The following is a 12867-nucleotide window of genomic DNA, read 5'->3' as shown; positions in this document are numbered from 1 at the left end:
TTCGGCACTAGTGAACACTTCAAGGGCCAGCGCCAGTCCATGCTCCACATCGCGGTTCGCCTGGCTCAGACGGCTGCGGAAGTAGAAATAGCCTTCCTCTTTGATCCACGGATAGTGCTGCGGCCAGCTGTCGAGGCGCGACTGATGAATCTGCGGCGCGAACAGTTCGGTCAGCGAGCTGCAGGCCGCTTCCTGCCAGTTGGCACGACGCGCAAAGTTAACGTAGGCGTCAACCGCAAAGCGCACGCCCGGCAGCACCAGCTTCTCCGACAGCAACACCTCACGATCCAGGCCCACCGCTTCACCCAACTGCAGCCAGGCTTCAATGCCGCCTTCGTGTCCGTTGCTGCCGTCGTGATCGAGGATGCGCTGCACCCATTTACGCCGCGTTGCCGCATCCGGGCAGTTCGCCATGATCGCTGCGTCTTTCAGCGGAATATTGGTCTGATAATAGAAGCGGTTCGCCACCCAGCCCTGAATCTGCTCGCGCGTCGCATCGCCATTGTGCATGGCAATGTGGTACGGATGATGAATGTGGTAGAACGCGCCTTTGTCGCGCAGCGCCTGCTCAAACGCGGCGGGCGATAACGCTTCAGTAATGATCACGATGCAAACTCCTGCAGATGAATCGCCATACCATCCCAACTCACTTCAATGCCCTGCTGCGTCAGATAGGCGCGCTGTGGCGATTGCTCATTAAGGATGGGATTGGTGTTGTTAATGTGAATCAAAATCTTGCGTTTGGCCGGCAGTGCGGCCAGCAGCGCCATCAAACCTTGTTCTTCGGCCAGCGCTAAGTGGCCCATCGCTTTGCCGGTATTTTTGCCGACGCCGGTAGCGAGCAGCTCGTCGTCCTGCCACACCGTGCCATCAATCAACAGGCAATCGGCTTTTTGCAGCCACGGCATGATCACCGCATCCGGCTCGCCAAGGCCCGGCGCGTACAGCAGCGTTTGGCCGTTGGCGGTGTTTTCAATAAACAGCGCCACGTTGTGGCCCGGCAGCGGGCGATCGCGATACGGCGAATACGGTGGCGCGTTGCTGAGAATCGGGATCGCGGTGAACTGCAAACTGTGGCAGACATCAACGCGAAACGGTTCCAGCGGCGTTAACGCATGATGCTGCAAGCCGCCATTCCAGTGTTGCAGCATGGTGAAAATCGGGAAGCCGCTGGTGAGATCGCCATGCACTTCCGGCGTGCACCATACCTGATGCGGACAACCTTCGCGCAGGCTCAGCAAGCCGGTGGTGTGATCGATTTGGCTGTCGGTCAGGATGATGCTGCCAATCGCCGTGCCGCGCAGCACACCCTTTTTGATCAGTTCTGGCGTGTGGGCAATTTGCTGGCTGATGTCCGGCGAGGCGTTACACAGCACCCAATCTTCACCGTTATCGCTGACAATGATCGAAGATTGCGTGCGCGCCTGCGCCTGGATGCTGCCGTTACGCAGGCCGCTGCAATTGGCGCAGTTGCAGTTCCACTGCGGGAAGCCGCCGCCCGCCGCTGAACCGAGGACTTTAATAAACATGAAAGTTGACCAGAGAGAGAAAACAAAATGCCCGCACGAACGGCGGGCAGAAGTCTTAGCGGTTGGAGATGTACAGAGTCACTTCCAGGCCCAGACGCAGGTCAATAAACGCGGGTTTTTTCCACATAATGGTCTTCCTCTTAAAGCTAAAATGCAGAGAAATCTCTGCTGAAGTGAATTGCGGTTGTGACTTGGATCACATCGCAATCCGTACGCGCGCAGATGTTGCGCCAATGTAGCGAGCAGATCAACCCTGATTCGGTAAGGGAATTGTGCTAATCCTGCCAAATTTGTTGCAACACGCGCTGCCAGTTGCCCCATGCGAGCTGCTCAAGTGCTGTTTGATCGTAGTCGAATGAACGCAACAACGCATAAAGAAGCGGTAATCCGCTAACATCTTTCAGCGCATCAGGCACGCTGATGCCATCAAAATCGGAGCCCAGCGCCACATGATCGCGGCCCATTATCGCGATCAGGTGCTCAACATGTTTAACAATTTCGATCAATGCGGTGTCGCTGTCGCGTTTACCGTCGCTGCGCAGGAACGCGTTGCCAAAATTCACGCCCACCACGCCGCCGCTGTCGCGAATGGCGCGCAGCTGATCGTCAGTAAGATTGCGCGGCTGCGCGCAGAGCGCATGCGCATTGGAGTGCGTTGCCACCAGCGGTGCTGTTGACAGGCGCGCGGTGTCCCAGAAGGCTTTCTCATTCATGTGCGACATATCGATCAACATGCGATGGCGGTTGGCTGCGGCGATCAATTGCTCGCCTTGTTCGGTCAAGCCCGGTCCTGTGTCCGGCGAGTTGGGGAATGATCCACTGACGCCTTCACCAAAGCGATTAGGCAGATTCCAGAACGGCCCGATGCTGCGCACGCCCGCTTTGTAAAACGCCTCGAGCGCGGCGCCATCGCCATCAAACCCGTCTGCGCCTTCAATATGCGCCACCAGCGCCAGCACGCCGTCAGCGCGACAGGCGGCAATATCTGAGGCACGGAGACATAAACGCGCGCGACCGTCAGATTGCGCCGCCAGCGTTTTCAGGATGTCGAGCTGCTGCCAGAGAATCGCCAGCGGATCGAGATTCTCCTCCGCTCGCTGCGGCGCCACCTCTTTGACATAGCGCGGTGGCGGCACGAACATCGCGAACAGCCCACCGGCAAAACCGCCCTGCTGCATGCGCGGAAAATCGAGGTGGCCCTTTTCGATGCCGTGAAAAAATGCCTGCGCCGGATCATCGCGATGGTGCAGCCACAGATTGAGAAGCAGGTCGTTATGACCGTCGAAGGTTTTTAGCAACATAGTGGGATCTTGACGAAACAACATGCCGCCATGCTACGCGCGCGCTGCTGTTTCGCCAAATACGGGCGCACAAAGGGTTAGTTCTGCGCAACCTTTAAGCCGTGATAGAAGGTTGGTTTCACATCCAGATGTTTTTGAATTAACCCGTATTTCTGGTAGAAATCGGCGGTCTCCTGCTGTTGAGCGATGGTGGCATCATCAATGCTCTGCCAGTGCGATTTGCGCCGTGAGAAGGATTTCGCCGCCGCCTCTTTCGGGAAGCCGATGATTTTCGCCAGTGTGGTGGAGTACTCATCGACATGGCTGTTGGCCCAACGATCGGCAGCCGCTAAACGATTGACGTAATCCTGCAGCGCCGCGCGTTTCGCCTCATCTTGCAACGCGGCGTCGGTAGCGGCGAGGAAGCTGTTGCCGCTGGACAAGCCAACGCCGTTCACCAGCACACGTCCGGTATTTGTCACTTCCGCCAGCGCGGTATAAGGATCCCACGTTGACCAGGCATCCACCGAACCGTTAGCCAGCGCAATGCGCGCATCCGCCGGCGTTAAGAAGCGCCATTTGACGTCTTTATCGCTGACGCCCGCCTGCTCCAGCGCTTTGAGCGCCTCAAAGTGGCCAATCGATCCGCGTCCGGTGGCGATGTTTTTGCCCTTCAGCTCGGCAACGGTTTTGATGGGTGAATCCGGGCTGACCAGCACCGCCAATCCTTCGGGTACCGACTTGCTCACCGCCACCGCTTTCACTTGCGAACCGGCCGCCAGCGAGAACAGCAGCGGCGCATCGCCGATAATACCGGCATCTACCGCACCGGCATTCAGCGCTTCCGCCAGCGGTGCCGCCGCCGGGAATTCGGCCCATTCGATTTTATAATTGAGGTTGTTCAACTGCTGCGCCGCGGCCATTTCCGCGTGCATATTTCCCTTCTGATCGGCAATGCGCAGCGTCACGGTTTCTGCCGCTGTCGCGCTGCCCGCTGCCACGATCAATAGTGCCAAAGCTGCTCTTTTCATTGTGTTTTATCCCATCGCGCAAAACCCCAGCCTAACCCGCGCGCGCCAAATGACCGATGCCGATTTCGCATGAGATATGCCGACAATGGTATATAGCGGTGAGATGCCGCTCAGTTAGGCGCGGAGCGACTTTCGTTCGCCATGTGCTGGGGCAGTTGCAGTAATTTCGTGCGGCGACCGAGAAGAGGACGCCTCAACACCCGCGCTGCTGCATCAATGCATTATTTTGACTCACAGTCGCTACAAATCCCGTAGGGTCGTCATTTATGGCGACCAGGTGCGCATGAATGCGCACCCTACGAAAAACCAGTTTGAGCACTGTCATCACAGGCAGCGGTGTTGTGCGCCATCCGCAGCGCCGAGCGCAGAGTGACGGCCAGGATGAGCCGACACGACGTCGGCGAAAGCGCGGCATGACCCAGGAAGGCGAATCCGCGTGGTCCGTCAGGCCGGAGCGATAAGCGAGGGAACAGCGAGGACGGCGCAGGCGCGGATTGCTAAGGTCCGCGCCTTCGGACCTTAGCCCGGCCGCCTGCTTCAGGCATTCTGAAACTGCCAGATGCTTAGCGGGCGGAACCCCTGCGATGCCAGTACACAGCTTATCTAATAAGCATTACGCCATTAATGGCGACCGACGGCATGACCGCGCGGTTGTCACTTTTGCGCGTGTGGTTGTCAGCAATGCGCGAGCCGCGCCGCGTGCTGCTGGGTGAGACTGAATACAACATCACAAGGAGATCGTTATGCTCATGCAACCCGCTGCAAAATATCGTCCGTTTCCGGTCATCTACTTACCCGAGCGTCAATGGCCATCGCGCCAGCTGACGCAGGCACCGCGCTGGCTCTCTACCGATTTACGCGATGGCAATCAGGCGCTGGCGACGCCGATGGACAGCGCGCGCAAGCTGGAGTTCTGGCAACTGCTGCTGCGCTGTGGCTTCAAGGAGATTGAGGTCGCGTTCCCGGCGGCATCGCAGACCGATTTTGATTTTGTCCGTTTGCTGATTGAGCAGAACCACATTCCAGACGATGTGGCGATTCAGGTGCTGACCCAGGCGCGCAGCGACCTGATCGAACGTACCTTTGAGGCGCTGCGTGGCGCACCGAACGCCATTATTCACCTGTACAACGCCACCGCGCCGCTGTTCCGCGAGCGCGTGTTCCGCCAGAGCAAAGCCGAAATTATTGAACTGGCCTGCGCCGGTGCACGGCAAATTCGCGCCCGCTGCGAAACGCAACAGGATACCGCATGGACTTTCGAATATTCGCCAGAAACCTTCTGCTTTACCGAACCGGAGTTTGCGCTGGAGATTTGCGAAGCGGTGGCGGCGATTTGGCAGCCGGGCCCGGCGCGTCCGATGATCATTAACCTGCCCGCCACCGTCGAAGTGAATACGCCGAACGTCTATGCCGATCAGATTGAGTACTTCTGTCGCCACTTCAGCCAGAGATCGCAGGTGTCGATCAGCGTGCATCCGCATAACGATCGCGGTACCGGCATCGCCTGCGCCGAGCTGGCGCTGCTGGCGGGTGCCGATCGCGTCGAAGGCTGTTTGTTCGGCAACGGCGAGCGCACCGGCAACGTCGATATCGTCACGCTGGCGCTCAATCTCTATACCCAAGGCGTGGCGCCGCAACTCGATTTCAGCGATATCCAGCAGGTGCTGGAAGTGGTGACGCGCTGCAACCAGCTGCCGGTGCATCCGCGCCATCCATATGCCGGTGAGCTGGTGTTTACCGCCTTCTCCGGTTCGCATCAGGATGCGATTCGCAAAGGCTTTACCGAACGCGCTGAGCGTGAAGAAACCCTGTGGCAGATGCCCTATCTGCCGCTCGATCCTTTGGATATTGGTTGCAGTTACGAAGCGGTAATCCGCGTCAACAGTCAATCCGGCAAAGGTGGCGCCGCGTGGCTGCTGGAGCAGAATCACGGCCTGCAACTGCCGCGCGGCTTGCAGCAGGATTTCAGCCGCCTGGTGCAGCAGCAAACCGACCAGCACGGTCAGGAGATGACGCACCACGCGCTGTGGCAGCTATTTTGTCAGCATTACGGCTTAACCCAGCCGGCGCGTCGTTTGCTGGAAGCGGAAAGTTACAGCGATGATAAAGGCGAAACGCGTTTCAAAGCGCGACTGCAACAGGGCGCACAGCCGGTGACGCTGGAAGGCAAAGGTAACGGCTTGCTCTCTGCCGCCGTCAGCGCGCTGCGTCAGCGCTACGACATCGTCATCACCATTGAGGATTATCACGAACACACGCTGGGCAAACGCAGCGACAGCCGTTCGGTGACGTACATTAGTTGTATTAACGCACGCGGTGAACGCGCGTGGGGGGTGGGCATTGATAACGATGTGGCGCGCGCTTCATTGCAGGCGCTGCTCAACGCAGCGCACGCTTTTCTGCCGCAGGAAAGTAGTTCGCTGGCGTAACGCCGAGCACGCGACGAAACATCGCACTGAAGGCGCTTGGGCTGTCGTAACCGAGATCGAGCGCCACCGTCAGCACGCTCTCGCCCTGTGCTAAGCGGGTTAACGCCACGCTCAGTCGCGCGCGGCGCACCCAGTCGCTGAACTGTAAACCGGTTTCGCGGCTGAAATGGCGCGCCAGCGTGCGTTCCGCCACACAAAGTTGCGTAGCCGCGCGGGCCAGCGTCCAGTTTTCGCCGGGCGCTTGCTGAATATGCTGACACAAACTCAGCAGCCGCTCGCTTTCCGGCAGCGGCAGGCCAAACGGCAGCACATCCATTACGCGGATCTCATCGAGGATCAGCTCGTAAATCCGCTCTGCGCGACTGCCGGGAACGTACTGCTCCGGCAGCGCCAGTGCGCTGACAATCAACTCGCGCAGCAGCGGCGAGATCTGTACCACCTGACAACTGGCAGGCAGATCGGCGCGCGCCAGCGGATCAACAAACAGCGTGCGCGCCGCTACAGCGCCAACGATGTGCAGCGCGTGGCGCGTTCCCGCTGGCAGCCAGACGCCGCGACTCGGCGGCACAATCCAGCTGCCGTGCTGCGTTTCCACTTTCACCACGCCGCTCAGCGTGTGGATCAGCTGCGCGCAATCGTGGTGATGCCACGGCTCCGCGTCACCATGCGCATAATCATGCGCATAGGGCACCAGCGGACGATGGGCGAAGTCGAAGTTGAGCCGCGCACTCATGTTAGCGTTTTAGATATTGATATACCGCCGCCAGATCCTGCTCGCCGTAACCGGCGTCCACCGCTTGCTGCCAGACATCCACGATGTTTTCCAGCGCCGGCAGTTTGCTGTCGCCTGCCGCATCCAGTGCCAGTTTGGCGTCTTTCAGCGCCCATACCAGATGCATCTGCGGCGTGAAATCACCGCTGGCGATCATGCCAAGTTTCATTTTGGCGTACGGTGCCGCCAGCGGACCGCCATCCAGCACTTTCCACAGATCGTCGGTGCTGAAACCAAACTCTTCCGCCAGACGGGTACTTTCCGCCAGGCTCTGCATCAGACCAATCAACCAGCTATTCACCACCAGCTTCATGCGTGAGCTAGCGCCCGCCTCGCCCAGCCACTGCGTGCCTTTACCGATTGCCGCAAACACCTGCTCGGCGGCCTGCGCTTTGCTCTGATCGCCGCTGGCCATCACCAGAATTTGCGCATTTTCGGCCGGCGCTTTGGTGCCGGAAACCGGTGCATCGATAAACACTACATCCGGACGCGCGCTTTTGAATTCAGCGATCAGTTGATCGGTGGCTTCCACGCCGATGGTGCCCATCTGACAAATCGTCGCGCCCTGCTTGAGCGCGGAGCGGGCATCGTTCAGCGCCTGCCGCGTAGTATCGCCGTCGGCCAGCATGGCGATCACCACATCCGCGCCTTCTACCGCTTGCGCGGCGCTATTGGCCAGCGTGATGCCAGCATCCAGCAGATCTTCGCCTTTGGCGCGTGTACGGTTCCAGCCACGTACCGTGAAGCCTTTTTTCAACAGGTTAGCGGCAAACGCATGGCCCATCGCGCCTAATCCCAGTACCGCGACAACAGGTTGTTGACTCATCATTCCCTCTCTTTTGTGCTTTCAGACAAAACCGCCAGACTGACAGAATTTCCCTGACGCAGCCAGGCCAGAGATGCGATGAAAAAACATTTTCAACACCGCAATTATTAATAATCCGTCATACTATTAACGCTTTTCAAACAAATGATAAAACGATTAACATACGCGCCATTAATGTTCCATTCGGTACATTCCACGCCCTTTTTACGGTCTTTCATAATGAAAATAGCTTTACTGCGACAGGCTTCGTTGCTGATGCTGCCTGCGATGTTGCCGGTCTCAGCGCTGGCGGCGAACGCGGCCAATAACACCATGGTGGTGAGCGCGGCGCCGTCCGCATCCGGACTTTCTGAACTTGATACACCAGCCGCCGTTAGCGTGGTTTCTGGCGACGATATGCGCCATGCGGCACCGCGCGTCAATTTGTCAGAAAACCTCAGCAGCGTGCCGGGTTTGCAGATACAAAATCGCCAAAATTATGCCCAGGACCTGCAGATTTCGGTGCGCGGTTTTGGTTCGCGTTCCACCTTCGGCCTGCGCGGTATTCGCATGTATGTCGACGGCATTCCAGCCACCATGCCCGACGGCCAGGGACAAACCTCTAACATCGATATCGGATCAATCGATCACATCGACGTGCTGCGCGGCCCGTTCTCGGCGCTGTATGGCAACTCGTCGGGCGGCGTGATTAACGTTGAAACCGAAACCGGGCAGCAACCGACCACGCTGGAAGCCAGCAGCTGGTACGGCAGTTACGGTAGCTGGCGCAACAGCGTTAAAGCCAGCGGCGCGACCGGTGACGGTACGCAAGCCGGCGACGTTAATTACACGGTTTCCGCCTCACGCTTTACCACGCACGGCTTCCGCGATCACAGCTCGGCGCAGAAGAATCTCGGCAACGCCAAACTCGGCGTGCGCATTGATGATGTCAGCACCCTGACGCTACTTTTCAACAGCGTTCACGTTGATGCGCAGGATCCGGGCGGTTTAACCGCCGAACAGTGGAAAGACAATCCGCGCCAGGTCGCCAGCAATGTGACCTTGTACGACGCGCGTAAAACCGTCGATCAAACCCAGGCGGGCCTGCATTATCAGCGCCAGATGAGTGAAAACGACGACCTGAGCGTGATGATGTACGCCGGTGAACGTGAAACCACGCAGTATCAATCGATTCCCAAAGCTACGCAGCTGCGCCCAGGTTATCCCGGCGGCGTGATCTCTTTGTCTCGTCATTATCAGGGCATCGATACCCGCTGGACGCATCGCGACGCGCTGTTCACCATTCCGGTGACTTTCACTGGCGGCCTCGACTATGAAACCATGACCGAGAAGCGCAAAGGTTATCAAAACTTTAGCGGCGACGAACTGGGCGTGCAGGGCGAGATGCGTCGTAACGAACGCAACCTGATGTGGAACCTCGATCCTTATCTGCAAACCGCATGGCATTTGACCGATAAATTGTCCCTGGATGCTGGCGTGCGCTTCAGTACGGTGAATTTCGACTCGAATGACTATTACGTCACCTCAACCGATCCGGATGACAGCGGCAATCGTCGCTACCATCGCTGGTTGCCTGCCGCTGCGCTGAACTACGCGATTGATAACAGCTGGAATGCCTATGTTTCTGCTGGTCGCGGCTTCGAAACGCCGACGCTGAATGAGTTGTCCTATCGCGCCGCCGATCAAGCCGGACTGAATCTCAACCTGCAACCCGCCACCAGCGAAACGGTTGAACTGGGCAATAAAAAACGCATTGGCAATGGCCTGTTAACTGCGGCGATTTTCCAGACCGACACCAAAAACGAGATCGTTTCCGACAGCAGCTTTGAAGGCCGCACCAGTTACAAAAACGCCGGTGAAACCCGCCGTCGTGGATTGGAGCTCGGCCTCGACCAGCAGTTTGGTGAAAGCTGGCGCTTCAAAGCCGCATGGACCTTGCTGGATGCCCGTTATCGCTCTAACGCCTGCGGCACCGAAAGCTGCGATGGCAACCGTATTCCCGGCATTGCGCGCAATATGGCTTACGCCGGACTGGCTTACGCGCCCGATCAAGGCTGGTATGCCGGAACCGATGTGCGCTACCTGAGCGATATCGCGGCGGATGATGAGAACGATGTGAAAGCGCCGTCTTACACCGTGGTCGGCGTAAACAGCGGTTATAAGTGGCTGGTCCAGAATTGGACGCTGGATCTGTTTGGCCGCGTCGATAACCTGTTCGACCGCAACTACATCGGTTCGGTGATCGTCAATGAAAGCAACGGCCGTTATTACGAACCGGCACCGGGCCGCAATTACAGCGTGGGCCTGACGGTGAGTTACGCGTTTCAGTAAATAACCCGGTTATCATATGAAATAAAAAAGCCCTGCTAGAAATTGCGGGGCTTTTTTATATATCGGTCACCATAAATGGCGACCCTACGAAAAATTACTTCAACAACGCCAGCACATCATCGGTTGTGCCGGTCTCACCCAGGCGCGGGAAGATGCGCTCGACGCTGTTTTGGTGCGTTTCGGCATTCAGGCAGGTCATAGCATCGGTTGCCAACGTGACGTTGTAACCCAACTCATACGCCTGGCGCGCCGTGGATTCCACACCGATGCTGGTGGCGATACCGCAAATAACCACTTGCGTGATGCCGCGCTGCTGCAGCTGCTCATGCAGATCGGTGTTGTGGAATGCGCCCCAGGTTTTTTTGGTGATGGCGATATCACCGCGCTGCTGCGCCAGGTCCGGCACCAACGTGGCCCAATCGGCAGGCAGATCGCCACCGTGTTTCGGCTGCTCATTACGGCCAGGTGCGCCGCCCGCAACGTTGACCAGCACCACCGGGCGCTTTTGCCCACGGAAAGCATCAGCCAGACGCGCTGAGCGCTCAATCACTTCATGCGCCTCTAACGGAGCGACCGGCAGCGCAACGATGCCGTTCTGCAGGTCAATTACAATCAGCGCGGTGTTGTCGTCAAGGGTAGTTAAAGCCATGTTGAGTCCTCTCAGGATTATTGGTCGGCAAGTCGTTGCAGTAGGGGAATAGCGGCCAGCAGCGTTTGTTGTTCGTGCGCGTTCAACTGCGTCGCGATGCTGTTCAGCAGCCAGTCATCACGTTGTGCGCGGTTGGCGGCGATCAGTTTCAGGCAGGCATCGGTGGGTTGATAACGGGTTTTGCGGCCATCCTGCGGATCGGCGGTGCCCTGCACCATGCCCAGCGTCTGCAAGCTGGCCACGGTAGCGCCCATTGACTGCGTGCGCACACCTTCCAGCGTAGCCAATTCCGTCACCGTCATGGCACCATCCCGCACCAGATAGCCGAGTACCGATACCTGCGGCCAGGTGAGATCGCCGGGCGGCGCCGATTCACGTAGGCGACGCGCCAGTTTGCCATTAATGCTGCGCAGTAACGCCGCCGCGCTGTTGAGGTCGCTCATGGCACCTTCTCCTTACTGATGAGCCGCGAGTATATAAATACGAAGGCAAACTGGGTAGTTTACCTTCGTATCAATTTGTAATTGTGCCGGGTTATGAGGGGGTCGCCATGAATAGCGACCCTAGGGGCGCTGCAGATAATGGATCAAGCTGTGGAAACGTAACGGCGTGCTGAGAGGATTGCGGTAGCTGTGTGGCGTATCGGCAGCAAACTGACTGGCTTCGCCCGCAAGCAAGCGCCGCCATGTGCCTTCCACACCCAACAGCAGTTCGCCGTCCAGCACCACCACTTGCTCAATCACTCCACTTTCATGCGCCGATGAATCGCTCTGCGCGCCACCCGCCAGCGTCACTTCCAGCAGATCAAAACGCAGTTTGGCATCGTACGGTAGCAGCGGCTTAACCTGCATCTGTGAGTTGGGCTGGCTGAAGGTCGCCACGCTGCCCGGCGGTTGATCACTGCCCTGCACAAAGAAGGAAAACGGCACGTTAAAGCCGGTGGCGATTTTCCACAGCGTCGCCACCGTGGGGCTCGATTCGCCGCGCTCGATCTGGCCGAGCATCGCTTTGCTCACGCCGGTGCGATCCGCTGCCAGCGTCAGGCTCCAGCCGTTGGCCTGACGCAGCTGTTTCAGCGCCAGACTCAAATGTTGATGCAAATTTTCCATGTGTTCTCCCGAAAAGCTCGCGCGCAGTGTAACACTTGTGCGCTATAACGCTCCATGCCACTATGTGCGCTATAACGCACAACCGGATGTGATCTGATGACGACCGCCACCACACGCAGTGCTTTCTCTTTCCCGATGCTGATTTCTGGTTTTATAGCCGTGCTGGTTGGCTACAGCAGCACGGCGGCGCTGATCTTTCAGGCGGCGCAGGCGGCGGGCGCTTCGCCGGAGCAGATTGGCGGCTGGCTGTCGATGCTCGGCGTCGGTATGGGATTGGCCTCGTTCGGCTTATCACTGTGGACGCGCATGCCAATCCTCGCCGCCTGGTCAACGCCTGGCGCGGCCCTGCTCGCCACCAGCGTGCAGGGTTTGACGCTGAATGAAGTGATTGGCGTATTTGTCGCGACTAACCTGCTGATTGTATTGTGCGGCGTCACCGGCCTGTTTGCTCGTCTGATGAATCACATTCCGCAGTCGCTGGCGGCGGCGATGTTGGCCGGGATTCTGCTGAAGTTTGGCATCGGCACCTTTAGCGGTTTGCAGAGCAATTTCGCGCTGTGCGGCAGCATGTGTCTGGTGTGGTTGTTGAGCCGTCGCTGGCTGCCGCGCTACGCCATTATTCTGGCGTTGATCGCCGGCGTGCTGGTGGCGCTGGGCCAGCAATCGATCCACTTTCCGCCGCATGCGCTGGCGATCAGTCGACCCGAATTCATCATGCCGCAGTTTAATCTGGCAGCGCTGATTGGCGTGGGTTTGCCCTATTTCCTCGTCACCATGGCGTCGCAAAACGCGCCGGGCATCGCCACCTTGCAGGCGCACGGTTACCAGCCGCCGGTTTCGGCGCTGACCGGCTGGACCGGATTTATCGCCTTAGTACTGTCGCCGTTTGGCGGATTTTCGGTATGTATCGC

General features: G+C 58.3%; 13 protein-coding genes. 3 read left to right on the top strand and 10 right to left on the bottom strand.

Going from position 1 to position 12867, the window contains the following annotated elements:
* From pqqC to RTM06_RS14140, 5 genes are all read right to left on the bottom strand, one after another.
* A partial coding sequence (gene pqqC, locus RTM06_RS14160; protein ID WP_312182950.1) for a pyrroloquinoline-quinone synthase PqqC occupies positions 1-606 on the bottom strand: 606 nt, incomplete at its 3' end.
* On the bottom strand, positions 603-1529 hold the full coding sequence (gene pqqB / locus RTM06_RS14155) for a pyrroloquinoline quinone biosynthesis protein PqqB (RefSeq protein ID WP_061720123.1): 927 nt from the start codon (positions 1527-1529) through the stop codon (positions 603-605). The genes pqqC and pqqB, both read right to left, overlap by 4 nt.
* 55 nt (positions 1530-1584) lie before the next feature.
* Positions 1585-1656 (bottom strand): pyrroloquinoline quinone precursor peptide PqqA, encoded by a 72-nt coding sequence (pqqA, locus tag RTM06_RS14150; RefSeq protein ID WP_002905689.1) that lies wholly within the window; start codon positions 1654-1656, stop codon positions 1585-1587.
* A gap of 148 nt (positions 1657-1804) precedes the next feature.
* Positions 1805-2830, bottom strand: a complete 1026-nt coding sequence (locus tag RTM06_RS14145; RefSeq protein WP_312182975.1) for a dipeptidase — start codon at positions 2828-2830, stop codon at positions 1805-1807.
* A gap of 77 nt (positions 2831-2907) precedes the next feature.
* Positions 2908-3840 (bottom strand): ABC transporter substrate-binding protein, encoded by a 933-nt coding sequence (locus RTM06_RS14140; protein WP_312182947.1) that lies wholly within the window; start codon positions 3838-3840, stop codon positions 2908-2910.
* A gap of 743 nt (positions 3841-4583) precedes the next feature.
* Between RTM06_RS14140 and leuA the strand changes: the two genes are divergently transcribed.
* Complete coding sequence (leuA, locus tag RTM06_RS14135; RefSeq protein ID WP_312182945.1) at positions 4584-6269, top strand: 2-isopropylmalate synthase; 1686 nt, start codon at positions 4584-4586, stop codon at positions 6267-6269.
* Here leuA and RTM06_RS14130 read toward each other — a convergent pair.
* Positions 6220-7002 (bottom strand): helix-turn-helix transcriptional regulator, encoded by a 783-nt coding sequence (locus RTM06_RS14130; protein ID WP_312182943.1) that lies wholly within the window; start codon positions 7000-7002, stop codon positions 6220-6222. The two genes, leuA and RTM06_RS14130, sit on opposite strands and share 50 nt — an antisense overlap.
* A gap of 1 nt (position 7003) precedes the next feature.
* Positions 7004-7867: an NAD(P)-dependent oxidoreductase gene (locus RTM06_RS14125; protein WP_312182973.1), complete on the bottom strand. Its 864-nt coding sequence runs from the start codon at positions 7865-7867 to the stop codon at positions 7004-7006.
* A gap of 219 nt (positions 7868-8086) precedes the next feature.
* Between RTM06_RS14125 and pqqU the strand changes: the two genes are divergently transcribed.
* Positions 8087-10198, top strand: a complete 2112-nt coding sequence (gene pqqU, locus RTM06_RS14120) for a TonB-dependent receptor PqqU (protein WP_312182941.1) — start codon at positions 8087-8089, stop codon at positions 10196-10198.
* A 94-nt stretch (positions 10199-10292) separates the two neighbouring features.
* Here pqqU and RTM06_RS14115 read toward each other — a convergent pair whose 3' ends face one another.
* The 3 genes from RTM06_RS14115 to RTM06_RS14105 form a co-directional block, all read right to left on the bottom strand.
* The gene (locus tag RTM06_RS14115; RefSeq protein WP_293794584.1) at positions 10293-10847 is read right to left on the bottom strand and encodes an isochorismatase family protein; all 555 of its coding nucleotides are present in this window, start codon (positions 10845-10847) and stop codon (positions 10293-10295) included.
* Positions 10848-10864: 17 nt separating this feature from the next.
* Positions 10865-11290, bottom strand: a complete 426-nt coding sequence (locus tag RTM06_RS14110) for a MarR family transcriptional regulator (RefSeq protein WP_312182937.1) — start codon at positions 11288-11290, stop codon at positions 10865-10867.
* 120 nt (positions 11291-11410) lie between these two features.
* A complete protein-coding gene (locus RTM06_RS14105; protein WP_312182935.1) occupies positions 11411-11956 on the bottom strand; it encodes a helix-turn-helix domain-containing protein in 546 nt (181 codons plus the stop codon).
* A gap of 96 nt (positions 11957-12052) precedes the next feature.
* On the opposite strand from RTM06_RS14105, the gene RTM06_RS14100 reads away from it, so the two are divergent.
* Positions 12053-12867 (top strand): benzoate/H(+) symporter BenE family transporter (locus tag RTM06_RS14100; RefSeq protein ID WP_312182933.1); only part of this gene is annotated, 815 nt, incomplete at its 3' end.

The sequence above is a fragment of the Pantoea sp. CTOTU46764 genome (genome assembly GCF_031974595.1).
In the GTDB taxonomy this organism is placed as follows: domain Bacteria; phylum Pseudomonadota; class Gammaproteobacteria; order Enterobacterales; family Enterobacteriaceae; genus Pantoea; species Pantoea trifolii.
Note: the sequence above shows the minus strand (reverse complement) of the source record. Positions and strands in the feature narration are given on the sequence as shown.

Coding starts and splice junctions, on each gene's coding strand:
- pqqB (WP_061720123.1), bottom strand. CDS start 1,529: ATGTTTATTAAAGTCCTCGGTTCAGCGGCGGGCGGCGGCTTCCCGCAG.
- RTM06_RS14145 (WP_312182975.1), bottom strand. CDS start 2,830: ATGTTGCTAAAAACCTTCGACGGTCATAACGACCTGCTTCTCAATCTG.
- RTM06_RS14140 (WP_312182947.1), bottom strand. CDS start 3,840: ATGAAAAGAGCAGCTTTGGCACTATTGATCGTGGCAGCGGGCAGCGCG.
- leuA (WP_312182945.1), top strand. CDS start 4,584: ATGCTCATGCAACCCGCTGCAAAATATCGTCCGTTTCCGGTCATCTAC.
- RTM06_RS14130 (WP_312182943.1), bottom strand. CDS start 7,002: ATGAGTGCGCGGCTCAACTTCGACTTCGCCCATCGTCCGCTGGTGCCC.
- RTM06_RS14125 (WP_312182973.1), bottom strand. CDS start 7,867: ATGAGTCAACAACCTGTTGTCGCGGTACTGGGATTAGGCGCGATGGGC.
- pqqU (WP_312182941.1), top strand. CDS start 8,087: ATGAAAATAGCTTTACTGCGACAGGCTTCGTTGCTGATGCTGCCTGCG.
- RTM06_RS14115 (WP_293794584.1), bottom strand. CDS start 10,847: ATGGCTTTAACTACCCTTGACGACAACACCGCGCTGATTGTAATTGAC.
- RTM06_RS14110 (WP_312182937.1), bottom strand. CDS start 11,290: ATGAGCGACCTCAACAGCGCGGCGGCGTTACTGCGCAGCATTAATGGC.
- RTM06_RS14105 (WP_312182935.1), bottom strand. CDS start 11,956: ATGGAAAATTTGCATCAACATTTGAGTCTGGCGCTGAAACAGCTGCGT.